Genomic DNA, 22,197 nt, shown 5'->3' on the forward strand with positions numbered 1-22,197 from the left:
CGCCCATGCAGCCCTCCGAAGCCGTCCCAGCCCCGCCCCTCGTCGAAACCACGCGGTGGATCGCCGTGGGCAGCCTGCTGGGCCTGATCGTGATCGGCCTCGCCTGGGAACTGTGGCTTTCGGCGAAGCCCAGCCTGTGGGTGCTGAAGGTGCTGCCCCTTTGCATCCCCGTGGCCGGCCTGCTCAAGCGGCGCATGTACACCTACCGGTGGGTGAGCCTGCTGGTGTGGCCCTACTTCATGGAAGGCGTGGTGCGCGCGGGCGAAGGCCTGCCTGCCGCGCTGGAAATCGTCCTGTCCCTCACCCTTTTCATCGCCTGCGGGCTGCACGTGCGGGTGCGCCTGCGCAATGCCAAGCATGAACGAACTGATTCAACAGCTGCGTAGCGCCGTCGGCGCCGCCAACGTGCTCACCGAGGGCGACCTGAGCGCCTACGAGATGGACTGGCGCCGGCGCGCCCGCGGCAAGGCGCTCGCGGTCGTGCGGCCCGGCACCACCGGGGAAGTGGCCGCCGTCGTGCGGGCCTGCGCCGCGGCGGGCGCGCCGATCGTGCCGCAGGGCGGCAACACCGGCATGGTGGTGGGCTCCACGCCCGACGACTCCGGCCGCGCGGTGGTCCTGAACCTCACGCGCATGAACCGGGTGCGCGCGATCGACGCCGGCAACCTGACCATCACGGTGGACGCGGGCTGCGTGCTGCAGAACGTGCAGGATGCGGCGGAAGCCGCCGGCTTCCTGTTCCCCCTGAGCCTGGCGGCCGAGGGCAGCTGCACCATCGGCGGCAACCTGGGCACCAATGCCGGCGGCACGCAGGTCGTGCGCTACGGCAACACGCGCGACCTGTGCCTGGGCCTGGAAGTGGTCACGGCGCAGGGCGAGGTGTGGGACGGCCTCTCGGGCCTGCGCAAGGACAACACGGGCTACGACCTGCGCGACCTGTTCATCGGCAGCGAAGGCACGCTGGGCGTGATCACCGGCGCCACCATGAAGCTCTACCCGCTGCCGCGCGCCACGCTCACCGCGTGGGCCGCCGTTCCCTCGATGGAGGCGGCGCTGGCCTTGCTGGGGCTGGCCCACAAGCACCTGGGCGCCGGGCTCACCGGCTTCGAGGTGATGGGCCAGTTCGCCCTCGGCCTGGTCGTCAAGCACATGCCGCAGTTGCGCGTGCCCTTCCAGCAGGAGTCCGCGTACTGCGTGCTGCTGGAGAACGCCGACCAGGAATCGGAAGAACATGCGCGCGCGCAGTTCGAGCGCCTGCTGGAAGCCGCGCTGGAAGACGGCTGCGCCACCGATGCGGTGGTGGCCGAGAACATCGCCCAGGCGCGCGCTCTCTGGCACGTGCGCGAGTCGATCCCGCTGGCGCAGGCCGAGGAAGGCCTCAACATCAAGCACGACATCTCGATTCCCGTGTCGCGCATCCCCGCTTTCTGCGCCGAGACCGATGCACTGCTGCAGCGCGAGATCGCCGGCGTGCGCCTGGTCAACTTCGGCCACCTGGGCGACGGCAACCTGCACTACAACGTGCAGGCTCCCGAGGGCGGCGACATGCAGGCCTTCCTGCGCGACCAGGAGCTGCGGGTCAACGGCCTGGTGTTCGACCAGGTGCGGAAATTCGGCGGCTCGATCTCGGCCGAGCATGGCATCGGCACCCTCAAGGTGGAGAAGCTGCCGCACTACAAGTCACCGGTCGCGCTGAAGATGATGCACGCCGTGAAGAAGGCGCTGGACCCGCAGGGCCTGATGAACCCGGGCAAGGTGCTCCTGCCCTGAGGACGCGATAATTCCGCCATGACGACGCCCCGCCCCGTCCGCTCGCAGTACGAAGACTTCATGCGCCATGTGCACACGCATGGCACGCCCAAGACCGACCGCACCGGCACCGGCACGCGCAGCGTCTTCGGCTACCAGATGCGCTTCGACCTGAACGAGGGCTTCCCCCTCGTCACCACGAAGAAGGTCCACCTGCGGTCCATCATCCAGGAGCTGTTGTGGTTCCTGCAGGGCTCCAGCGACAACAACTGGCTGCGCGAGCGCGGCGTGACGATCTGGGACGAATGGGCGCGCGAGGACGGCGACCTGGGCCCGGTGTACGGCGTGCAGTGGCGCAGCTGGCCGACGCCGGACGGCGGCCACATCGACCAGATCGCGGATGCGGTCAGGCAGATCAGGACGAATCCCGATTCGCGCCGCATCATCGTCAGCGCCTGGAACGTGGCCGACATCCCGAAGATGGCGCTGGCGCCCTGCCACGCCTTCTTCCAGTTCTACGTGGCCGACGGCAAGCTCTCCTGCCAGCTGTACCAGCGCAGCGCCGACATCTTCCTGGGTGTTCCCTTCAACATCGCCAGCTACGCGCTGCTCACGCACATGATGGCGCAGCAATGCGACCTGGGCGTGGGCGACTTCATCTGGACCGGCGGCGACTGCCACATCTACAGCAACCACCACGAGCAGGTGGAACTGCAGCTGTCCCGCCAGCCCTATCCCTATCCGACGCTGAACATCAAGCGCAAGCCAGCCTCGATCTTCGACTACCAGTACGAGGACTTCGAGGTTCTGGACTACCAGTGCCATGGCGCGATCAAGGCGCCGGTGGCGGTATGAAGCTGGGCCTGATCTGGGCGCAGGCGCGCGGCGGCGTCATCGGCCGGGGCGGCGTGATGCCCTGGCACCTGCCCGAGGACCTGGCGCACTTCAAGCGCACCACGCTGGGCGCTCCGGTGGTGATGGGCCGCAAGACCTGGGACTCGGTGCCGCCGCGCTTCCGGCCGCTGCCGGGACGCCGCAACATCGTGATCACGCGCGATGCGAACTGGAGCGCGCCGGGCGCGGAGCGCGCGGGCACGCTGGAGGAAGCCCTGGCGCTGTGCACCGGCGCGGAGACGGCGTGGGTCACCGGCGGTGCCGAGATCTTCCGGCTCGCGATGCCGCACGCGCAGGTGGCGGTCGTCACGGAGATCGATGCCGACTTCGAAGGCGACGTGCATGCGCCGCCGCTGGGCGCCGGCTGGCGCGAGACCGCGCGCGAGGCGCATGTCTCGCGGGCCGGCGTGCCCTTCAGCTTCGTGACCTACGAGCGCGCGTCGTCCGGATCCTGATCGCCGTCGCAGGGTGTCGCGGGCGCACTGCCGGACCCGGCGTACGCCCGCCGCCGGGCCCGGCCTCCCGTGGACACCTTCCTACTTGGTGATCTTCTCCAGCAGCGCGCGTGCTTCCTCCCGCCGTCCCTGGTCGGCGACCTGCCGGCCCGGGCCCTTTGTCAGGCAGGCTGGGCGATGCCGAGCGCGTCGGCGTGCAGGGCCAGGATGGCTTCGCGTCGAGGCCGACCGTTGGCCGTGGCCAGGCCGCTTTGCGCATGGAAAGGCGCGCGGGCGCGCACCCAGCGCGCCACGCGGGCGTAATCGGGCAGCGTCGCATTGGCGGCCTGCACGGCGGACTCGATCTCGGCGTCGGGCAGCAGAGGCGTCAGCGGCCACAGCACCGCGCTCAGCGCCGGCTGGCCGTCGCCGAACACGGTCGCCTGGGCCAGCAGCGGTTCGCCGCGCAGCGCCGTCTCCACCCATTCGGGCGCGACGTTGCGGCCGAAACCGGTGATCAGCAGGTTCTTCTTGCGCCCCAGCACGTGCAGGAAACCATCGGCGTCGATGCTGCCCAGGTCGCCCGTGGCCCACCAGAACGGCACGGGTTCCCGGTCGCCGAGGTAACCCGCCATCAGGGTGCCGCTGATTTCGATCTCGCCGTCGGCCGCCACCCGCACGCGGGTGTGCGGCAGCGGCTTGCCTGCACTGCCCGGACGGTCCGCGCCCGGCAGGTTGAGCGTCTGCACGGAGCCGCCCTCCGAGAGGCCGTAGCCTTCGTAGGCCGGGATGCCCCGCTCACGGGCCGCGCGGATCAGGCGCTCGCCTACGGCCGCGCCGCCCACCGCCACCATGCGCAGGCAGGGCGGTGCGTGCTGCTGCGTATGTTGCAGCCATCCGGTCCAGGCGCGCAGCATCTGGGGCAGCAGGATCACGCTGTCCGGCGCGTGTCGCTGCAGGGCGGCCTGGAGCACCGCGGGATCGAAGCCGGACGAGCCGACGAGGCCGACTTGCGCCAGCGGCGGCACGACGACGGTCGCACCGCGTGCCAGTGGCGCGAGCACGCCCGCGAGATTTTCCAGCAGCACCGACAGCGGCAGCGCGCACAGGTGGCGCCGGATGTCCAGCGGCTCCAGCGCCGCCACCAACCCCCAGGCCGCGCGGCGCATCGCCTTCTCGTGCAGGCAGACGCCCCTGGGTGCACCGGTGCTGCCCGAGGTGAAGGTCACCTTGGACGTGCAGGGCGGCATGGACACGGCGTAGCCGGGCAGCCTGACCAGCACCAGCGGCTGGCCCGCCACCTCGCACTCCTGGCGCGCAATCTGCGGCCATGACTCGGCGAGCGCGGGGCTGGTGAGCACGGTGTCGACACCGGCGCCCTGCAGGGCGTGCGCGATCTGCTGCGCACTGAAGAACACCGGCAACGGAACGTGCACCACTCCCGCCAGGCTGGCGGCGAGGTCGGCCACCACCCAGGCAGGAGAGTTGTCCAGCAGCGTGGCGAGCACCCAGCTGCCGCGCGCCTGCAGCTGTGCCGCCAGCAGTGCTGCTGCCGCATCGAGCTGCGCGCGGCTCCAGCAGACGCCGTTGCCTTCCAGGGCGGGAATGGGGGTGTCGCTCATGCGGACGGCTCCGTGAATTGCGCGCTGCGTTGCGCGAGCCGGCGCAGCGCCGGCAGGACTTCGCCGGCCACGACGACCGGCTGGTGCTGGTAATAGCTGCCCCAGAGCGCGGCATCGTTGCCCAGCACGAGGGGATCGGCCGGTGCGAGGGCCAGCGGCGCGACGCCCATGCGCGTCAACATCTGGCGCAACTCGCGCGTGAGAGTCGCCACCGCCCAGCGAAAGCGCCGTTGCGCGAGATGCGGGCCGAGCAGCAGCATCAGGGCGCGGCCGGCGCCGGGACGCGCGGCGGCGAGATGCCCGATCTCCACGATCTCGCGGCGGGCGAGCGCGCGGCCCGCGTGCCACGCAAGCTCGTCCTCCACGGGCTCGCGGAGGTAGTGCTCGAGGAACAGCACTCCGGCGCCTGCGCTGCGGTACCCCGCGGCCGCCAGGATTTCCCCGTCCGGCGCGGCCAGGCTCACCAGCAAGGGCATGAATGCGGGAACCGTGGCTCCATAGCGCTGTGCGTACACGCTGTGGATGAAGACTTCCACGGCGTGGCGCTGCGGATCGCCGGCCGGATGCAGGCGCAATGCGGCGCAGTCCGTGGGTCTGCTGCCGGAGCTGCCCGCGCCCGCGTGCGGGGCAGAAAGCAATGCCATTCCCAACTCCTCCTGACACGCGTTGTGCGAACGCGTCGCCGCGGATGGTCGGCGGGGCACATTAACTGCAGATTAAGTCGAACGCACTCCTGCGCCTGAATAGAATCGCCGCAGCATCGCACCAGAGGAGAACAGCATGTCCGGCGGAACCTTCCACGTCCACGGTCCCCACGACCACGAACTCGAACACGCAGCCCAGCACGCCGCCGAAGGGCACCACGGCGCCAGCGGCGGCAGCATGATCAACCAGATCGCGATGTTCACGGCGGTGATCGCCACCGTGGGCGCGATCTTCGCGTACATGGGCGGCGCCACCCAGGCGAATGCGGGCCTGTACAAGAACAATGCCGCGATCAAGAAGACCGAGGCCTCCAACCAGTGGAACTACTACCAGTCCAAGAGCAGCAAGCAGAACCTGGCGGAGCTGGCGCTGGTGCTGGTGGCCGATGACAGGAAACCGGTCTACCAGAAGGAGATCGACCGCTACAAGCTGGAAAAAGCCGAGATCAAGCTGGCGGCCGACAAGCTGGAAGCCGAGGCCACCGACTGGGACAAGAAGAGCGACGAGCAGATGCACCAGCACCACCGCTGGGCGCAGGCGACCACGGCCTTGCAGGTCTCGATCGCGATGGCCGCCATTGCCCTGCTCACCAAGAAGAAGTGGCTGGAATACGCCATGTTCGGCCTCAGTGCGATCGGCGTCGGCATCGGCGCGCTGGCGATGCTGCACATATGAGGATCACGACCTGGAACGTCAACTCGCTGACCGCCCGCCTGCAGCACGTCCTGGACTGGACGAACGCGAACCCGGTCGACGTGCTGTGCCTCCAGGAGCTCAAGCTCACCGATGACAAGTTCCCGCTGGACGTGCTGCGTTCGGCGGGCTACGAGCATTGCGCGGTGTTCGGGCAGAAGACGTACAACGGCGTGGCGGTCATGAGCCGGCATCCGCTGGGCGAAGTCGTGAAGAACATCAATGGCTTCGAGGACGAGCACTCGCGGCTGCTGTCCGTGTCGGTGGCAACGCCGCAAGGGCCGATCCGGGTCGTGAACGGTTATTTCGTGAACGGCCAGGCGCCGGGCACGGACAAGTTCTCGTACAAGATGAAGTGGCTGGACGGCCTGCGCGCGCACATGCGCGCGGAGCTGGCGAGCCATGAGAAGGTCGTGCTGCTGGGCGACTTCAACATCGCGCCGGAAGACCGCGACTCATTCGACCCCGAAGGCCTGCGCGAGACCATCCACCACACCACCGAAGAGCGCGAGCACTTCCGCGGGCTCGTCGGCCTGGGGCTGATCGACAGCTTCCGGATGTTCGAGCAGCCGGAGAAGAGCTTCAGCTGGTGGGATTACCGCATGCTGGGCTACCAGAAGAACCGCGGTCTGCGGATCGACCACATCCTGGTGAGCGAGCCGGTGCGGACGCTGGTGAAGTCGTGCGGGATCGACCGGACGCCGCGCAAGTGGGACAAGCCCAGCGACCATGCACCGGTGACGGTGGAATTGCTCTGAAGCACCGAGGCGCCGCAGCGCCCGGGATCAGGCCACTCGCCTCGAGCCAGGGGTAGGCTGGCGGTGAGGCCCAGCCGAACCCCAGCGACCGCGGATCACTCCAGACCGAGCTCCTGAATCTTCCGCGTGATCGTGTTGCGCCCGATGCCCAGCTTCTGGGCGGCTTCGATGCGGCGACCGCGCGTGTTGGCCAGGGCAGTGAGGATCAGGCGCGATTCGAAGCGGCGCGTGAGTTGGTCCCAGACGTCGTGGTGGCCGCTCAGGAGCAGTTGCAGCGCCTCGGCTTCCAGTGCGCTCTCCCAGCTTCCGCCGTTGTGCGCCACCGGCGCGCCCCCTGCCGGCTGCGGCCCATGGCCCGGCGCCGTCGCGTCGGACGTGAAGGCCGCGGGCAGCGGCGAGCCTGCCGTCGCTTCGGAGGAATGGGCGAGCTGCGCCTTCGCGGCCGTGGCTTCCAGTGCGGACACGCCCACTTCCGGTGGCAGGTCCTTGGGTTCGATCACCTGCGCCGGCGCCATCACCGTGAGCCAGTGGCAGATGTTCTCCAGTTGCCGCACGTTGCCGGGGAACGCGAAGGTCATCAGGCTTTCCAGCGCCGCATCCGAAATGCGCTTGGGCTCGACGCCCAGTTGCTTGGCGCTTTGCTGCAGGAAGTGCCGCGCCAGCATGGGGATGTCCTCGAGCCGCTCCCGCAGCGCCGGCAACCGCAGGCGGATCACGTTCAGGCGGTGGAACAGGTCCTCGCGGAACACGCCCTCCTTGACGCGCTGCTCCAGGTCCTGGTGGGTCGCCGCGATCACGCGCACGTTGGCCTTGACCGCGTTGTGGCCGCCCACGCGGTAGAAGTGGCCGTCCGACAGCACGCGCAGCAGGCGCGTCTGCAGGTCGAAGGGCATGTCGCCGATCTCGTCGAGGAACAGCGTGCCGCCCTCGGCCTGTTCGAAGCGGCCGCGGCGCATCGTCTGCGCGCCGGTGAAGGCGCCGCGCTCGTGGCCGAACAGTTCGGACTCCAGCAGGTCCTTGGGAATCGCCGCCGTGTTGATCGCGACGAAGGGGCCGCTCGCGCGCGGCGAGTGCTTGTGCAGCGCGCGAGCCACCAGTTCCTTGCCGGAGCCGGACTCGCCCGTGATCATCACGGTCACGTTGCTCTGCGACAGGCGGCCGATCGCGCGGAACACGTCCTGCATCGCCGGCGCCTGGCCCAGCATCTCGGGAGCCGCGGCCATGCTCTGCTCGGCCACCTCTTCGCGCTGGCTCTCTTCCACCGCACGGCGGATCAGCTCCACCGCCTTGGGCAGGTCGAAGGGCTTGGGCAGGTACTCGAAGGCGCCGCCCTGGAAGGCGGACACCGCGCTGTCGAGATCCGAGAAGGCCGTCATGATGATGACCGGCAGCCCCGGGTGCTTTTCCTTCACACGCGTCAGCAGGTCCAGGCCGGACCCCCCTGGCATGCGGATGTCGCTCACCAGGATCTGCGGGCCGTCGTCGTCGTTGCCGGCCTCGAGCGCGCTCAGCACTTCCTTCGCGTTCGTGAAGCTGCGCGTGGGCAGGTCTTCGCGCATCAGCGCTTTTTCGAGCACGAAGCGGATGGATTGGTCATCGTCAACGATCCAGATCGGCTTCATGTTGTTCCCGGTCACCTCAGGCAAAGTCATTGTTCGTCAGGGCAAGGGGATGAGGATCTTGAAATCCGTCCGCCCCGGCGCGGAGTCGCACTCGATCAGGCCATGGTGCTGCTGCACGAAGGTTTGCGCCAGCGTGAGCCCCAGGCCGGATCCGCCTTCCCTTCCCGACACGAGCGGAAAGAAGATGCGGTCCTTGATCGAGTCCGGTACTCCGGGCCCGTTGTCGATGACATGCAAGTCCAGTGCCAGTCGATAGCGCTGCTTACCGAATGTGACCTGGCGTCCGATCCGTGTCTTGAACGTGAGCTGTGCGTCGCCGGCCGCGATCCGGTCCGTGAGGGCCTGGCAGGCGTTGTGCGCGATGTTCAACACGGCCTGGATCAGCTGCTCGCGGTCCCCGCGGAACTCGGGGATCGAGGTGTCGTAGTCGCGGACCACGCGCAGGCCCCTGGGAAACTCGGCCAGGATCAGGGAGCGAACGCGTTCGCACACTTCGTGGATGTTGACGTCGCCCACCACGTGCGGCCGGCGGTGCGGCGCCAGCAGACGGTCCACCAGCGTCTGGAGCCGGTCGGCCTCGTGGATGACGACGCGCGTGTACTCCTTGAGCTGGGGGTCGATCTCCATCTCCAGCAGTTGCGCAGCGCCCCGGATGCCGCCCAGTGGATTCTTGATCTCGTGCGCCAGATTGCGGATCAACTCCTTGTTGGCCTGCGCCTGGTCGATCAGCCGCTCCTCGCGGTCCTGCCTCGTCTGCGCCTCGAGCGGGAGCAGTTCGACGACGAATTCGTCCGCCACTTCCGTCTGCGCCAGCACCACGTGCACGGGCATGGGGTCCGCCTGTTGCCGCACGAGGCGTGCGTCGTAACGCAGCGCCGCGTACTCGTTGACGCGCGCGCCATCGAGGGCGGTGCGCAGCACGTGCGGCTCGGTGAAGAAGGGAAGGAAGCTCGCGCCTTCGATGGTGCGCCGCGAAGAGCCGACGGCATCCTCCAGGGCGGAGTTGGCGAAGAGGACGGTGCCGTTGCCGCGGACGACGGCCACGAGCGTGGCCAGCAGGTCGAACGACTGGAAGCGTTGGGAGGGTGGGGCGGGCTTGCTCAAGCCCTCATTTTGCGGCCGAGTTGGCCGCGCCACTGGCGGACGTGCGGGCGAGTTCACGCTTGAGCCCCGCGATGTCCAGGTCGACGCGCTCCAGGGCAGCCTTGAGCTCCGCCGTGCGGTCCAGGTACTTCTGGTAGTTCTTGTGCTCGGGGCCCATCTTCTCGGGCTCGCCGTTGTTGTATTCCCTGGTCAGGTCCGCGCGCCGCGTTTCTGCCTTCTTCAGCTCGGCTTCGAGGATGGACCGGGCCTCGGCGTCGCGTGCCCGCTGCTCGCCGGACTCCACGCGTGGCGGGCTCGCGCCGCCCTGCGGCGCCGTTGCGACCGTCTTGGCGCCGCTGTTGACCCGGGTGCCCTGCACCACCGTCACATTGCCCCCCTCCACCAGCTTGCAGCCCTTGGCCTGCGCTTCCGATTTGTCGTTGGTGTAGGTGTTGCCGCAGCGCCAGATCTGGGTCTGGGCGGACGCCACGGTGGCGGAGGCAAACAGGGCGAAAAGAGTCAGTGCGTGGCGGGTCTTCATGGACTTCTCCGTACACCTGAGGTGCAGGGGATGGCTTTTCAGTATGACCCAAACTCTTCAGATTGCCAATTAAGGTATTGATTTAAAAAGGAAAGGGCGACAAAAGTCGCCCCTTCGCAGCTCTGCGGCTGAAATGTGCAGCCGCGCAGGAACAAGGGCCCCAACGGGCGCCTCGTCCCTTCAATCGATCACAGCGAGTAGTACATGTCGAACTCGATCGGGTGCGTCGTCATGCGGAAGCGCGTGACTTCGGACATCTTGAGCTCGATGTAGGCGTCGATCATGGTGTCGGTGAACACGCCGCCCTTGGTCAGGAACGCACGATCGTTGTCCAGGTACTCCAGCGCCTGGTCCAGGCTGTGGCACACGGTCGGGATCTTCGCGTCCTCTTCCGGCGGCAGGTGGTACAGGTCCTTGGTGGCGGCCTCGCCCGGGTGGATCTTGTTCTCGATGCCGTCCAGGCCCGCCATCAGCATGGCGGCGAAACCCAGGTAGGGGTTGCAGGTGGGGTCCGGGAAGCGCACTTCGATGCGGCGGCCCTTCGGGTTCGCCACGTACGGGATGCGGATGGACGCGGAGCGGTTGCGGGCGGAGTACGCCAGCTTGACCGGGGCCTCGAAGCCGGGCACCAGGCGCTTGTAGCTGTTGGTGCCGGGGTTCGTGATGGCGTTCAGGGCGCGGGCGTGCTTGATGATGCCGCCGATGTAGTACAGCGCGAACTCGCTCAGGCCGGCATAGCCTTCGCCGGCGAACAGGTTCTTGCCGCCCTTCCACACGGACTGGTGCACGTGCATGCCGGAGCCGTTGTCGCCCACAATGGGCTTGGGCATGAAGGTCGCGGTCTTGCCGTAGGCATTGGCGACGTTCTGGATCACGTACTTCATCAAGATGGTCCAGTCGGCGCGCTCGACCAGCGTGCTGAACCGGGTGCCGATCTCGTTCTGGCCAGCGCCCGCCACTTCGTGGTGGAACACCTCGACCGGGATGCCCAGGGATTCCAGGATCAGGGACATCTCGGCGCGCATGTCCTGCGTGCTGTCGACCGGGGGAACGGGGAAGTAGCCGCCCTTGAGCGTGGGCCGGTGGCCCTTGTTGCCGCCTTCCAGCTTCTTGCCGGTGTTCCACGGGGCTTCGTATTCGTCGATCTCGACGAAGGAACCGCTCGGGCCGGAGGCCCAGCGGACGTCGTCGAAGATGAAGAACTCGGGCTCGGGACCGAAGAACGCGGTGTCGCCCAGGCCGGAGGCCTTGAGGTAGGCCTCGGCGCGCTTGGCGATGGAACGGGGATCACGGTCGTAGGCCTTGCCATCGCCCGGCTCCAGCACGTCGCAGGTGAGGATCAGGGTCGTCTCTTCGAAGAACGGGTCCACGTTGGCCGTGCCCGGATCCGGCATCAGCAGCATGTCGGAGGCTTCGATGCCCTTCCAGCCGGCGATCGAGGAGCCGTCGAAGGCATGGCCGGCGCTGAACTTGTCTTCGTCGAAATGGGAGACGGGCACGGTCACGTGCTGCTCCTTGCCGCGGGTGTCGGTGAAGCGGAAGTCGACGAACTTGACTTCGTTGTCCTTCACCATCTTCATGACGTCTGCGACGGTCTTGGCTGCCATCAGGTTTCTCCTGGGGGATGGTTGGTTGTTGATGAATGTGCGGCTGGCGGGGATGCAGGTTCTGTGCCAAAGCTGGTGCATGCGGCACCGCGTGCAGCCCGGCGATTGTCCGCGATCCTGCGCACTTTTCCCTACGGTAGCCTTGCGAAAGCAACTGGGCCATGCACCCAACAGGTGCATTTCGGCCTACGCACCAGTTTAATGCGACTCAGCTTCGCACCAACTCGGGGCCCAATCGGACCTTCAGGACGTGCAGTCCGTCCAGCAGGGACTGGTAGGCCGGACCGACCTCGGACGGCGTGCCCTTGACGCCCAGGTCGATGTGGCGCCCATACGTGGGGTGGTCGACGCTCGGCAGGCTGAACACCTTCACTCCGGGGTGCTCCCGCTCGACCTGCTCCATCAGCGGCGTGAGCGTGGCTTCCATGGAACCGAAGACGATGACCGACCTCTCGACATAGGCGCCTTGCTGGAACAGGTGGCGGTAGTGGGTGTCCAGCACGCTTTCCATCATGGGCCAGGCCATGACCGGAAAGCCGGGCACGAAGTGGACCGTTTTCACCGTGAAGCCCGGGATCTTGTTGTAGGGATTGGCGATCAGGCTGGCGCCCTTGGGAAACACGCCCATGTTCAGCCGGTGGATGTTGTCCGGCCGGTCGGGCTCGTAGGGCACGCCCTGCTCCCTGGCCACGTCCTGCATGCGTTCGCGGATCAGCGCCTCGGCCTGCGGATGCAGTTCCAACGGCACGCCCAGCGCCTTGGCCGCGCACTGCCGCGTGTGGTCGTCGGGGGTGGCGCCGATCCCGCCGCAGGAAAAGACGATGTCGCCCGAGGCGAAGGCGCGCTTGAGGGTCTCGGTGATGCGTGCGGGCTGGTCCCCCACGTACTCGGCCCATCCAAGCTGCAGGCCGCGCGCATTGAGCAGTTCGATGAGCTTGGGCAGGTGCTTGTCGGCACGCTTGCCGGATAGGATCTCGTCGCCGACGATGATCAGCCCGAGGTCGGGGCGGGGAGTGGACGTCATGCGGTAATCCTACCGGTCCCCAGGCGGCGTGGCGCAGGGGATCACCCGTGACGCGATACGATCGAAGCATGGCATCCATTACCCCGGTGATTCTGTGCGGCGGCTCGGGCACGCGCCTCTGGCCGCTCAGCCGCAAGAGCTTTCCCAAGCAGTTCGTCCCCCTGATCGGCAACAAGAGCCTGCTGCAACTCACGATGGAGCGCGTGGCCGGGCTCGGCGCGCGCGTCATGACCGTCGCCGCCGAGGAACATCGCTTCATGGTGGCCGACACGCTGCGACAGGCGAAGCTGCGCGGCACCGTCATCCTGGAGCCGGTCGCGAGGAACACGGCGGCCGCCATGGCGTTGGCGGCGCTGTCCGTCGATCCGGAGGAGTTCCTCCTGTTCTGCCCCGCCGATCACCACATTCCCGATGCGGCCGCCTTCGTCCGCACCATGAAGGAAGGCCTCACGGCCGCCGGCACGGGGATGGTCGTCACCTTCGGCATCGTGCCCAGTTTCCCGAGCACCGCCTACGGCTACATCCGCCAGGGCGCGCCTCGGCCCGACGGCAGCATGCAGGTGGCGCAATTCATCGAGAAGCCGGACCCGGCCCGCGCCGAGCAGTTGCTGCTGCAGGGCGACGTTCTCTGGAACGCAGGCATCTTCCTGGCGCAGGCGCGGTTCTTCCTGGAGGCGCTCGAGCAGCATGCGCCCGACATCCTGCAGTCGTGCAGGGCAGCGCTGGCGAACGCCCAATCCGAGCAGCCGGGAACCGCCGCTTCCGACGTGACCTTCGTGCGCCCCGAGCGCGCCGCCTTCGAAGGCTGCCGGTCGCAGAGCATCGATTACGCGGTGATGGAAAAGCATGCGGACGTGGTCGTGCTGCCGTTTCGAGGCCAGTGGAGCGACGTCGGCAGCTGGAACGCAGTGGCCGACCTCACCCCCGCCGACGCTCAGGAGAACCGGATCGCGGGCCAGGGATGGGTGCACAACGCGCACAACACGTTCATCCACGCGCCGCACCGTCCGGTGGTGGCGCTCGGCACGCAGGACCTGCTGATCATCGACACGCCGGATGCGGTGCTGGTGGCCCAGCGCAACTGCGCCGAGCAGGTCAAGGACGTCGTGGCCCGGCTGGAGAAAAGCGAAGCCACGCAAGCCGTGATGCACCGCAAGGTGGTGCGCCCCTGGGGCTGGTACGACAGCGTCGACGCCGGCGAGCGTTTCCAGGTGAAGCGCATCGGCGTCAAGCCGGGCGCATCCCTCAGCCTGCAGAAGCACCACCATCGCGCCGAGCACTGGGTGGTCGTGCGGGGGACGGCGCAGGTCCAGCGCGGCACCGAAACCTTCCTGCTCAGCGAGAACGAGTCCACCTACATCCCGATCGGCGAGGTGCATCGACTGCACAACCCCGGAAAGATGGAACTGGAAATGATCGAGATCCAGTCCGGCGCCTACCTCGGCGAGGACGACATCGTCCGGCTGGAAGACACCTACGGCAGGACCTGAAGCGCCGGCTGCGGAGCCGGTGCGGGTGGCTGGTTCGCGGGCGCAAGGGCACGCAGTTGCGCCAGGGCGGCCAGGCAGTAGTGGGCGAACCAGAGTGACGAGAACACGAAGACCAGCGTGTAGATCCAGATCGCGACGGGGATCAGCACCGGGAACGCCGCCGCGAAGAACCACCCGGAAGCCCAGACGATGCTGGGCGCGGCACCGAGGTAGCCGGTGCCGATTCCCATCAGCAGCAGCCAGGTGCGGTGCGTCCGGAACACCTGCCGGCGCTCTTCACTGGTCGCGTGGTCTGCGAGGGAATCGAAGGTCATCACCCGGTAGGTGAGCCAGCCCCAGATCAAGGGCGGCAGCACCAGGATCAGGGGCGGGATCAGCCACAAGGGCAGCGAAATGACCAGCGCCAGGAGCGCCAGCACCATGGAACCCAGCGACCAGAACGCCCCACGCAGCATCGACGCTCCGTGCCTGCGTTCCAGCGCGGGGAAGCGGCGGCGGCTCACCAGGTTCACCACCGCGGGCGTCATCATCAGGGCCACGAAGAACAGCACGGCCACGACCACCAGCGGCGTGACGGCGAAGATCACGAGCAGCGGAGCCAGTGCGTTCTTCAGCCCGCTCAGACCCATGTCGCCCAGCCAGCGCGTCAGGCTCTCCAGCCAGGCGGTGGATTCCAGCCACACGAACACCGAATTCACGGCGCTGTCCCAGAAGAAGTAACCCAGGCCCAGCGCAAGCACCACCATGCCGACCAGGGGCAGCAGCGAGATCGCGATCACCCTGGGGTGCAGGCAGTAGGCTACGGCGCGCCAGAAGGAGTCGAGGAACAGGGACATTGGAGCGAATGCTAGTCGACCCGGCCTGCTGGGTCTGCCGTTCCTTGCCGACCGCCGCGCCTACGGCTGAAGCCGCCGTTGCTTGAATTCCGGGCCAGCCCGGCACGCGAACCGGCGCTCAGGCTTTTCCGACCAGCCGCAGCAGCCCCAACCACTGCTGCGCCCAGAAGCCGCGGCCGTAATCGCGTCCGCTCTCGACCTGGTCACGCACGCCCGTGGGGTCGTACCGGATTTCGAAGTTCGAAGTGCCGAACAGCACGTCCCACCAGGGGAGGAGCACCCCGAAGTTGTGCCCGCCCAAGGCCGGGCTGCGGCCTTCCGTCATCACTTCGCCATCGCACTTGCGCTCGTGCCCCAGGCCGATGCTGTGGTGCAGGCGGTGGAAACGCGGACTCACCCACAGGCGTTCCCCGATGCTGCCAAAGTGCAGGCGCAGGTTGGCGTGCTGCAGGCTTTCACTGAGCTGCGTCACCGCAACGATGGCGACGAACTGCCCCGGGCCGACGCCGATCAACTGACCCAGGATGACCAGCATGCTGTCGCGCACCAGGTCATCGAGCAGGTGGTTGCGGTTGTCGCTCCACATGGTCATCTGCCGCTGGGAATGGTGCAGCGAGTGCAGGTTCCACCACCAGTTCAGGCCATGCTGGCCGCGATGGATCCAGTAATCCACGAAGTCGAAGACCACCAGGTACAGCACGAAGCTGATGAAAGGGTGGTCCGTCACGCCGGCCATGAACTGGTCGATGTGCACCGTGCCCAGGCCCTGCACCCGCAGCCAGCCGAAGGCATCGTCGAACAGCGGCTCGACACTGAAGAACAGCGCCACCCGGAACAGGCCCAGCCTGTGCAGCAGCGTGTAGATGACGTCGGTCCGGACGCTGGCGGGGTCCGCCATCGGCTCGACCGGGCGCCAGCGCTGCAAGGGGCCGATGATGGCCAGCATCACGGCGATCTGGATGAGGCCGACCAGCAGCCATCCGGTGGCCGTATACCCGTCCTCCAGGTACTGGCCCATGCCGAAGGAGTACATGATCGGCTGGACCGCCGCCTCGAACAGCCCTTGCTGGGCCCACTCAAACAAGTCCTGAATCCAGTGCATGGCTACTTAACGCGCGTGACCTATTCCCGGTAGGACGGGTGATCCCGCAAAGTCGCAAAACAAAAGCCTTTTTCCTTCAATCCGGTGATCAGCGGCTCCAGCACGGCCGGCGCCCACGGGTCCTTGCGGGACCAGATGCCCAGATGAGCCACCAGGATGTCCCCGGGCCGGATGGTCCGCAGCGCCTGGTCCAGCAACTGCTGGTTGCTCGCCCGTTCGCTGGGAAGCTCGTCACCCAGGAAGCCTGCGGGCGCCCACCCGACGTGCTGGTAGCCACAAGCCCGCGTCGCGGCCAGCAGCCCGGGTGAGGTCTTGCCGCCGGGAGCTCGGAACAGCGGCAGCGGCTTCCTGCCCGTGATCTCCTGCAAGCGACGGGCGGATCGGTCGATCTCCGCGCAATACTCGGCCGCCGTCCAGACGGCGTCCCGCCCCTCCGCCGGACCGGCCGACGGCCGAACGCGGAAGCGCCCGTCCGGCAGGTCCGAGCGCCAGTAGACGTGGTCAAACGTGTGGGAAGCGAACTCGTGGCCTTCGGCGGCGCGTGCCTTCCACCAGGGCGCCCAGAAGCTGCCCAGGCTGCCGTCCCCTTCCATCGTCTTCTCGTTGGCAGCGAAAAAGGTGACCTTGACGTTCTGGCGGTTCAGGACGTCCGCGATGAGCTTGGCCACGCCCATGTGCCCCGTGTCCAGGGTCAGGTAGACCGGCTTCTGGCAGGCCGGCTGTGCCATGGCTGCGGAAGCTGCCAGGACCAGGGCCAGGACCGGCAGCATCCCGCGCCGGCGCATCACTGCCTCGGGGCGTGATCGACCGTCCAGACACCGTGGGGCGACTTGCCGACCTTCACCTGGCGGACCACCTCGCGCGTCTGCGTGTCGATGATGGTCAGGCGCTTGGCCCAGCGGGACGTGGTCAGCAGGTAGCGGCCTCCGGCAAGGACCTCCATGCAGTCCGGCCCGCCAGGGGCCGGGTAGGTGTCGACCACGGTCAACGTGGTGAGATCGATCTTGCTGATGGTGTTGGCCACCCGGTTGCTCAGGTACACATGGCGCTTGTCCCCGGCCCCGCGAAAGGCGTGCGCTCCCGCGCCGGTCTTGATGCGGCGAACCGACTTCGGCTGCGGACCACTGACGTCGAACACCTCGACCGAATCGCTGCCCGTGAGGCCCACCAGCAGCGTCTTGTCGTCCGATGTGGCGAAGATGTCGGCCGGCATGGGACCGGTCTTGATGCGCCACTTGATCTCCTGCTTGACCAGGTCGATCGCGACCAGTTCGTCGCTGTCTTGCATCGTCGAGTAGGCAACCGTGCTCTTGCTGTCGATCCAGAGGTGGCTGGGCGTCTTGCCGGTCGGGATGCGCTTGGCAAGGGTCAGGTCCGTGCCGTCCCAGCGGTAGATGTCGACGTGGTTGAGGCGGTTGCCATTGGTCAGCAGCCACTTCATGTCGGGCGAAAAGCGCAGGTGATACGGGTCCATCACGCCGCGCACGGTCTTCTGGATCTCCGCCGTGCGCGGGTCGATGAAGGTGAGCGAATCCGCGAGGGCGTTGGCCACCAGGATCGACTTCTCGTCCGGCGACATGTACAGGTGGTGCGGCTCCTTGCCGGTGGGGATGCGCTTGATCTCGCGCCAGGTGACGGGATCGATCACGCTGATGTCGGCATCGAGCGAATTGAGCACGAACAGCGGCGTGGCCTGGGCGGGCAGGATGCCGGCCAACAGGAGAAGCGAGGCCGCGACGAAAGCGCGGCACGGAAAAGGAAGATTCACGAGGGGCTGACTCAGGAGGACTGGCACTTCAACGCGCCGGGACGTCCGGCGGAGGACGCCGGACCGCCTATTGTCCGCGATCGGCGGCCGCGGCGAGGGTTTCGGGCGTCAGCCAGCGCCATTGGCCGGCGGCGAGATCGTGCGGAAGTTCCAGTGCGCCGATGCGCGAGCGGTGCAGGCTCACCACGCGGTTGCCCACGGCGGCGAGCATGCGCTTGACCTGGTGGTACTTGCCTTCGGTGAGCGTGAGGCGCAGCGCGTGGCTCTCGGTCGCTTCGCAGGCGGCGGCGCGCACCGGCTTGGGATCGTCGTCCAGCACCACGCCTTGCAGCAGCCGGTCGACCTGGCGACCATCCACCGGGTCGGCCGTGCCCACCTCGTACACCTTCGGCACGTGACGCTTGGGCGAGCTCATCTTGTGGATGAAGGCGCCGTCGTCGCTGAGGAGCAGCAGGCCCGTGGTGTCCTGGTCCAACCGGCCGATGGCCTGCACGCCGGGGTTGGCCCCCTTGCTCGGGCGCTGACGCAAGGGTGCCGGCAGCAGCGTGTAGATGCTGGGCCAGGCGGACGGCTTCTGGGAGCATTCGTAGCCGGCCGGCTTGTGCAGCATCAGGTAGGCCTTCGGGTGGTAAGTCCAGGCCCGACCCTCGACGGTGAAGCTCAGTCCCTTCGGCTCGAATGCCGCATAGGGATCGTCGCAAGGCTGGCCCTCCACGCTCACCAGGCCGTTCTGGACCAGGCCCAGGCAAACGCGGCGGGGGCCGAAGCCCTGGCTATAGAGGATGTCCTGCAGTTCCATGGGCGGGCGAGGCTACCACGCCGGACTGCGCCCGAGCGCGAGGGACGCCGTCGAGCCCGCCTCGCACTGAGAGATGGTGGTGGAGCTGGCGGGAATTGAACCCGCGTCCGCAAGCCTTCAACGAACAGTTCTACATGTTTAGCGATCTGTTTTGGTTCTCACCAGCCGGATCGCGCAGTCGCACGCTATCCAGCCAGCCAGCACCCTATTTTCTCGCCCCGGGCCAAGGTACCCGATCCGGAGCCAGCCAATGTAGATTACCTTGCAGCTAGAGGCTTGCGCCCTTTGCCCGGCCCATCGGCCAACCGTTGCAAGGCTCACACGCAATTAAGCGGCGAGGGCGAAACGTTCGTCGTTCGCAGTTAGTTTGTTTCAGCTGGATTTACGAGGTGATCTGACCCTCGACATGCCCTGCTGCGTGTCCGAACCCACGTCGAAACCAGTGCAGCCCCAAGAACACGTATCTTAAGGCCTGCTGCGGAATTTCAACCCCGGTGCGCGTACAAGCCCCTTTTCCCGCAGATATAGTCGTGCGCCATGTCCCAGCCCCCGCGTTTTGGCCACGTCCTGCTCACCGGCGGCGCCGGCTATATCGGCAGCCACACCTTCGTTGCCTTGCACGAGGCTGGCTTCGAGCCCGTCATCCTGGACAACTTCGCGAACAGCCATCCCGTCGTGCTGGAGCGGCTGGAGCGGATCACGGGCCGCAAGCCCAGCCTGGAGCGGGGCGATGTGCTGGACACGCCGTTCCTCGCGGCCGTGCTGCAGCGGATTCGCCCGGTGGGCGTCATCCATTTCGCCGGTGACAAGGCCGTCGGGGAAAGCGTTGCCCAGCCGCTGAAATACTTTCACAACAACATCGGCGGCGCGATCAGCCTGCTGCGGGCCATGGAGGCGGAGTACCTGGTCCCGAAGGGGATCGGCAACCCCACGCTCGTGTTCTCGAGCAGTGCCACCGTCTACGGCGATCCGGCAACGGTCCCCATCACGGAGGACTTCCCCCTCAGCCATACGAACCCGTACGGGCACTCCAAGCTGGTGATCGAGGACATGCTGCAGGCGGTGCTGCGGGCGCAACCCGACTGGCGCATCGGCGTGCTGCGTTACTTCAACCCGGTGGGCGCCCATCCCAGCGGCCTGATCGGCGAGGACCCCGCCGGCATCCCCAACAACCTGATGCCGTTCGTCACGCAGGTCGCCGTGGGGATGCGTCCCTTCCTGAACGTGTTCGGAAGCGACTACCAGACACCCGATGGCACCGGCGTGCGTGACTACATCCACGTGCAGGACCTCGCTGAGGGGCACGTCGCAGCGCTCAAGACCTTGCTGGAGCGGCCGCAGAGCTTCACGGTGAACCTGGGCACCGGCCGCGGCCACAGCGTGCTGGAGGTCGTCCGCGCCTTCGAACAGGCCAGCGGGCGCACCGTGGCTTACAAGCTGGTCGACCGTCGCGCGGGCGACGTGGCGCAGTGCTACGCCGATCCTGGACTCGCACGCAAGCTGCTGGGCTGGGAGGCACGCCACAGCCTCGCCGAGATGTGCACGGATGCCTGGCGCTGGCAGAGCGCCAATCCGAAGGGCTACAGAGAGACCTAGGCAGTCTGACGGAATCGCAGGAGCGGCAGCAGCGCCAGCGGTGTCGCGATGTGCGAATCCGCGCCCCACTCCTTGACGTCGGTACTGCCCAGGTACCCATAGGTAGCCGCGACGGTCGCCATTCCGGCCGCCCGGCCCGCTTGCACGTCGCGCAGATCGTCGCCCACGTAGACGCATTCGATCGGTCGCACGCCCACCTGTCGCGCCGCCTCCAGGAGGGGCGCCGGGTGCGGCTTGGGATGCGGGGTCGTATCGCCACCGACCACCGCACGGGCCGACGCGAACAGCGCCATCTGCTTGGTCAAAGGGCCGGTGAAGCGCATGGACTTGTTCGTGACCACGCCCCACGGGACGCCGCGCTCGACGAGGGAGTCGATCAGCTGGGCCACGCCTTCGAAGACGTAGGTCCGCTGGGTCATGCAACTCTCGTAATTGCGGAAGAACTCTTCCCGCAACGCGGCGAACTCCGGGTGCTCTGGCGTGATGCCGAAAGCCACGCCCAGCATGCCGCGGGCGCCGGCGCCGGCCATCGGCCGGTAATTCTCCAGCGGCAACGACGGCAATCCGCGTTCCACGCGCATCTTGTCCGCCGCTGCCCCGAGGTCGGGCGCGCTGTCGATCAGGGTGCCGTCCAGGTCGAACAGGACGGCTTTCACGTCTTGCGCAAACATCACATCCTGCGGGTTGCTGCCAGGTAATTGACGCTCGTGTCGCCGGACAGCCAGTAGCGGCGCGTGAGCGGGTTGTATTCCATGCCCTGCGTTTGCAGCAGGCTCAGGTGCGAACCGCGGCACCATCCCGCCAATTCGCTGGGCTTGATGAACTTCAGGTACTCGTGGGTGCCACGAGGAAGCAGGTTCAGCACATATTCCGCGCCGACGACCGCTAGGAGGAAGCTCTTGGGGTTGCGGTTGATCGTGGAAAAGAAGACCCACCCCCCGGGCTTGACCAGCGTGGCGCAGGCGCGCACCACCGACTCGGGCTGGGGAACATGTTCCAGCATCTCCATGCACGTGACGACGTCGAAGCTGCCCGGCTGCTCGTCCGCCAACGCCTCGGCACTCACCTCGCGGTATTCGACATTGGGCGTGCCCGCTTCCAGCGCATGCAGTTGCGCGACCTTCAAGGGTTTGGTCGCCAAGTCGATGCCCAGAACTTGCGCGCCGCGGCGCGCCATGCTGTCGGCAAGGATCCCACCGCCGCAGCCGATGTCCAGCACCTGCTTACCGGACAGGCCCGCCAGGCCGTCGATCCAGTTCAGGCGCAGCGGATTGATCGCGTGCAGCGGTCCGAACTCGCTGGCGGGGTCCCACCAGCGGTGTGCCTGTTCGGAGAACTTGGCCAGTTCCGCGGGATCGGCATTCAGGGTTTCGTTCATGGCTGGGGCAGATTGTGACGGCTGTAGCTCGTGAGCAAACGAAAAAAAGGGCCCGCACAGCGGGCCCTTCGTGCACCTGTTCGCGCAGGTGTTACTTGTTGGCGCGGGTACCGACCACTTCGATTTCCACGCGGCGGTTCTTCGCGCGGCCTTCGGCGGTCTTGTTGTCGGCGACAGGCTGCTTCTCGCCCTTGCCTTCGGTGTACACGCGGTTCTTCTCGATGCCCTTGGACACCAGGTAGCCCTTGACGGCTTCAGCGCGGCGGACCGACAGCTTCTGGTTGTAGGAATCGTTGCCGACGGAGTCGGTGTGACCCACGGCGATGATCACTTCCAGGTTGATGCCCTGGATCTTGCCGACCAGGTCATCCAGCTTCGCCTTGCCTTCGGGCTTCAGAACGGCCTTGTCGAAGTCGAAGAACGCGTCGGCAGCGTAGGTCACCTTGGTTGCGGCGGGCGGCTGGGGAGCCGGCGCCGGGGCGGGCGCGGGAGCCGG

Annotated in this window: 23 protein-coding genes and 1 other RNA gene; 8 read left to right on the plus strand and 16 right to left on the minus strand. The window is 67.2% G+C overall.

Annotated features, from left to right (window positions below):
• The first annotated feature begins 5 nt into the window (after nt 1–5).
• The 4 genes from AC1DSA_RS22505 to AC1DSA_RS22520 are packed head-to-tail and all read left to right on the plus strand — an operon-like array spanning nt 6 to nt 3,098.
• Complete coding sequence (locus AC1DSA_RS22505) at nt 6–386, plus strand: DUF2069 domain-containing protein (protein ID WP_477893124.1); 381 nt, start codon at nt 6–8, stop codon at nt 384–386.
• A complete protein-coding gene (locus AC1DSA_RS22510; protein WP_477893125.1) occupies nt 358–1,770 on the plus strand; it encodes an FAD-binding oxidoreductase in 1,413 nt (470 codons plus the stop codon). The genes AC1DSA_RS22505 and AC1DSA_RS22510 overlap by 29 nt, the downstream gene beginning before the upstream one ends.
• Before the next feature lie 18 nt (nt 1,771–1,788).
• Nucleotides 1,789–2,604 carry a thymidylate synthase gene (locus tag AC1DSA_RS22515; protein ID WP_477893126.1) on the plus strand — a complete coding sequence of 272 codons (816 nt, stop codon included), beginning with the start codon at nt 1,789–1,791 and terminating at the stop codon, nt 2,602–2,604.
• Nucleotides 2,601–3,098 carry a dihydrofolate reductase gene (locus AC1DSA_RS22520; protein WP_477893127.1) on the plus strand — a complete coding sequence of 166 codons (498 nt, stop codon included), beginning with the start codon at nt 2,601–2,603 and terminating at the stop codon, nt 3,096–3,098. Before AC1DSA_RS22515 ends, AC1DSA_RS22520 begins: the two co-directional genes overlap by 4 nt.
• A 161-nt stretch (nt 3,099–3,259) precedes the next feature.
• Here AC1DSA_RS22520 and AC1DSA_RS22525 read toward each other — a convergent pair whose 3' ends face one another.
• On the minus strand, nt 3,260–4,699 hold the full coding sequence (locus AC1DSA_RS22525; RefSeq protein ID WP_477893128.1) for an AMP-binding protein: 1,440 nt from the start codon (nt 4,697–4,699) through the stop codon (nt 3,260–3,262).
• The gene (locus tag AC1DSA_RS22530; protein WP_477893129.1) at nt 4,696–5,343 is read right to left on the minus strand and encodes a thermostable hemolysin; all 648 of its coding nucleotides are present in this window, start codon (nt 5,341–5,343) and stop codon (nt 4,696–4,698) included. Before AC1DSA_RS22530 ends, AC1DSA_RS22525 begins: the two co-directional genes overlap by 4 nt.
• Before the next feature lie 136 nt (nt 5,344–5,479).
• On the opposite strand from AC1DSA_RS22530, the gene AC1DSA_RS22535 reads away from it, so the two are divergent.
• Nucleotides 5,480–6,079 (plus strand): DUF4337 domain-containing protein, encoded by a 600-nt coding sequence (locus tag AC1DSA_RS22535; protein WP_477893130.1) that lies wholly within the window; start codon nt 5,480–5,482, stop codon nt 6,077–6,079.
• Nucleotides 6,076–6,855: an exodeoxyribonuclease III gene (xth, locus tag AC1DSA_RS22540; RefSeq protein ID WP_477893131.1), complete on the plus strand. Its 780-nt coding sequence runs from the start codon at nt 6,076–6,078 to the stop codon at nt 6,853–6,855. The genes AC1DSA_RS22535 and xth overlap by 4 nt, the downstream gene beginning before the upstream one ends.
• Nucleotides 6,856–6,950: 95 nt before the next feature.
• Here xth and ntrC read toward each other — a convergent pair whose 3' ends face one another.
• The 5 genes from ntrC to AC1DSA_RS22565 form a co-directional block, all read right to left on the minus strand.
• Nucleotides 6,951–8,477, minus strand: a complete 1,527-nt coding sequence (ntrC, locus tag AC1DSA_RS22545) for a nitrogen regulation protein NR(I) (protein ID WP_477893132.1) — start codon at nt 8,475–8,477, stop codon at nt 6,951–6,953.
• Nucleotides 8,478–8,513: 36 nt separating this feature from the next.
• Nucleotides 8,514–9,581: a nitrogen regulation protein NR(II) gene (glnL, locus tag AC1DSA_RS22550; RefSeq protein ID WP_477893133.1), complete on the minus strand. Its 1,068-nt coding sequence runs from the start codon at nt 9,579–9,581 to the stop codon at nt 8,514–8,516.
• Between the two features lie 4 nt (nt 9,582–9,585).
• Nucleotides 9,586–10,101: a hypothetical protein gene (locus AC1DSA_RS22555; RefSeq protein ID WP_477893134.1), complete on the minus strand. Its 516-nt coding sequence runs from the start codon at nt 10,099–10,101 to the stop codon at nt 9,586–9,588.
• 188 nt (nt 10,102–10,289) lie between these two features.
• Nucleotides 10,290–11,708 (minus strand): type I glutamate--ammonia ligase, encoded by a 1,419-nt coding sequence (gene glnA / locus AC1DSA_RS22560; protein ID WP_477893135.1) that lies wholly within the window; start codon nt 11,706–11,708, stop codon nt 10,290–10,292.
• 208 nt (nt 11,709–11,916) lie between these two features.
• Entirely contained in the window at nt 11,917–12,732 is an 816-nt protein-coding gene (locus AC1DSA_RS22565) for a competence/damage-inducible protein A (protein WP_477893136.1), read from the minus strand.
• Nucleotides 12,733–12,800: 68 nt separating this feature from the next.
• Between AC1DSA_RS22565 and AC1DSA_RS22570 the strand changes: the two genes are divergently transcribed.
• Nucleotides 12,801–14,222, plus strand: a complete 1,422-nt coding sequence (locus tag AC1DSA_RS22570) for a mannose-1-phosphate guanylyltransferase/mannose-6-phosphate isomerase (RefSeq protein ID WP_477893137.1) — start codon at nt 12,801–12,803, stop codon at nt 14,220–14,222.
• On the opposite strand, the gene AC1DSA_RS22575 is transcribed toward AC1DSA_RS22570, so the two are convergent.
• The 6 genes from AC1DSA_RS22575 to ssrA form a co-directional block, all read right to left on the minus strand.
• Nucleotides 14,207–15,058, minus strand: coding sequence for an EI24 domain-containing protein (locus AC1DSA_RS22575; protein WP_477893138.1), 852 nt, complete (start codon nt 15,056–15,058; stop codon nt 14,207–14,209). The genes AC1DSA_RS22570 and AC1DSA_RS22575 overlap by 16 nt on opposite strands.
• Nucleotides 15,059–15,176: 118 nt before the next feature.
• A complete protein-coding gene (locus AC1DSA_RS22580) occupies nt 15,177–16,160 on the minus strand; it encodes a sterol desaturase family protein (RefSeq protein WP_477893139.1) in 984 nt (327 codons plus the stop codon).
• A gap of 20 nt (nt 16,161–16,180) precedes the next feature.
• A complete protein-coding gene (locus tag AC1DSA_RS22585) occupies nt 16,181–16,945 on the minus strand; it encodes a polysaccharide deacetylase family protein (protein WP_477893140.1) in 765 nt (254 codons plus the stop codon).
• Nucleotides 16,945–17,877, minus strand: coding sequence for a YncE family protein (locus AC1DSA_RS22590; protein ID WP_477893141.1), 933 nt, complete (start codon nt 17,875–17,877; stop codon nt 16,945–16,947). The genes AC1DSA_RS22585 and AC1DSA_RS22590 overlap by 1 nt, the downstream gene beginning before the upstream one ends.
• Nucleotides 17,878–17,995: 118 nt before the next feature.
• Complete coding sequence (locus AC1DSA_RS22595) at nt 17,996–18,727, minus strand: pseudouridine synthase (RefSeq protein ID WP_477893142.1); 732 nt, start codon at nt 18,725–18,727, stop codon at nt 17,996–17,998.
• A gap of 77 nt (nt 18,728–18,804) precedes the next feature.
• Nucleotides 18,805–19,179: a transfer-messenger RNA gene (gene ssrA / locus AC1DSA_RS22600) on the minus strand.
• Nucleotides 19,180–19,264: 85 nt separating this feature from the next.
• Here ssrA and galE point away from each other — a divergent pair.
• Nucleotides 19,265–20,323, plus strand: a complete 1,059-nt coding sequence (gene galE / locus AC1DSA_RS22605) for a UDP-glucose 4-epimerase GalE (RefSeq protein ID WP_477893143.1) — start codon at nt 19,265–19,267, stop codon at nt 20,321–20,323.
• Here the strand turns inward: galE and gph are convergent.
• The 3 genes from gph to ompA all read right to left on the minus strand — a co-directional run.
• Nucleotides 20,320–20,994: a phosphoglycolate phosphatase gene (gene gph, locus AC1DSA_RS22610; RefSeq protein WP_477893144.1), complete on the minus strand. Its 675-nt coding sequence runs from the start codon at nt 20,992–20,994 to the stop codon at nt 20,320–20,322. The genes galE and gph overlap by 4 nt on opposite strands.
• The gene (ubiG, locus tag AC1DSA_RS22615; RefSeq protein WP_477893145.1) at nt 20,994–21,701 is read right to left on the minus strand and encodes a bifunctional 2-polyprenyl-6-hydroxyphenol methylase/3-demethylubiquinol 3-O-methyltransferase UbiG; all 708 of its coding nucleotides are present in this window, start codon (nt 21,699–21,701) and stop codon (nt 20,994–20,996) included. The genes gph and ubiG overlap by 1 nt, the downstream gene beginning before the upstream one ends.
• Nucleotides 21,702–21,792: 91 nt before the next feature.
• On the minus strand, nt 21,793–22,197 hold a 405-nt coding region (ompA, locus tag AC1DSA_RS22620; protein ID WP_477893146.1), incomplete at its 5' end, for an outer membrane protein OmpA.

This window comes from Ramlibacter sp. P4_H7, from assembly GCF_056400765.1.

Bases quoted from the DNA above. Each gene is read 5' to 3' on its own strand.
- AC1DSA_RS22505 (WP_477893124.1), top strand. From the start codon at position 6: ATGCAGCCCTCCGAAGCCGTCCCAGCCCCGCCCCTCGTCGAAACCACG.
- AC1DSA_RS22510 (WP_477893125.1), top strand. From the start codon at position 358: ATGAACGAACTGATTCAACAGCTGCGTAGCGCCGTCGGCGCCGCCAAC.
- AC1DSA_RS22515 (WP_477893126.1), top strand. From the start codon at position 1,789: ATGACGACGCCCCGCCCCGTCCGCTCGCAGTACGAAGACTTCATGCGC.
- AC1DSA_RS22520 (WP_477893127.1), top strand. From the start codon at position 2,601: ATGAAGCTGGGCCTGATCTGGGCGCAGGCGCGCGGCGGCGTCATCGGC.
- AC1DSA_RS22525 (WP_477893128.1), bottom strand. From the start codon at position 4,699: ATGAGCGACACCCCCATTCCCGCCCTGGAAGGCAACGGCGTCTGCTGG.
- AC1DSA_RS22530 (WP_477893129.1), bottom strand. From the start codon at position 5,343: ATGGCATTGCTTTCTGCCCCGCACGCGGGCGCGGGCAGCTCCGGCAGC.
- AC1DSA_RS22535 (WP_477893130.1), top strand. From the start codon at position 5,480: ATGTCCGGCGGAACCTTCCACGTCCACGGTCCCCACGACCACGAACTC.
- xth (WP_477893131.1), top strand. From the start codon at position 6,076: ATGAGGATCACGACCTGGAACGTCAACTCGCTGACCGCCCGCCTGCAG.
- ntrC (WP_477893132.1), bottom strand. From the start codon at position 8,477: ATGAAGCCGATCTGGATCGTTGACGATGACCAATCCATCCGCTTCGTG.
- AC1DSA_RS22555 (WP_477893134.1), bottom strand. From the start codon at position 10,101: ATGAAGACCCGCCACGCACTGACTCTTTTCGCCCTGTTTGCCTCCGCC.
- glnA (WP_477893135.1), bottom strand. From the start codon at position 11,708: ATGGCAGCCAAGACCGTCGCAGACGTCATGAAGATGGTGAAGGACAAC.
- AC1DSA_RS22565 (WP_477893136.1), bottom strand. From the start codon at position 12,732: ATGACGTCCACTCCCCGCCCCGACCTCGGGCTGATCATCGTCGGCGAC.
- AC1DSA_RS22570 (WP_477893137.1), top strand. From the start codon at position 12,801: ATGGCATCCATTACCCCGGTGATTCTGTGCGGCGGCTCGGGCACGCGC.
- AC1DSA_RS22575 (WP_477893138.1), bottom strand. From the start codon at position 15,058: ATGTCCCTGTTCCTCGACTCCTTCTGGCGCGCCGTAGCCTACTGCCTG.
- AC1DSA_RS22580 (WP_477893139.1), bottom strand. From the start codon at position 16,160: ATGCACTGGATTCAGGACTTGTTTGAGTGGGCCCAGCAAGGGCTGTTC.
- AC1DSA_RS22585 (WP_477893140.1), bottom strand. From the start codon at position 16,945: ATGCGCCGGCGCGGGATGCTGCCGGTCCTGGCCCTGGTCCTGGCAGCT.
- AC1DSA_RS22595 (WP_477893142.1), bottom strand. From the start codon at position 18,727: ATGGAACTGCAGGACATCCTCTATAGCCAGGGCTTCGGCCCCCGCCGC.
- galE (WP_477893143.1), top strand. From the start codon at position 19,265: ATGTCCCAGCCCCCGCGTTTTGGCCACGTCCTGCTCACCGGCGGCGCC.
- gph (WP_477893144.1), bottom strand. From the start codon at position 20,994: ATGTTTGCGCAAGACGTGAAAGCCGTCCTGTTCGACCTGGACGGCACC.
- ubiG (WP_477893145.1), bottom strand. From the start codon at position 21,701: ATGAACGAAACCCTGAATGCCGATCCCGCGGAACTGGCCAAGTTCTCC.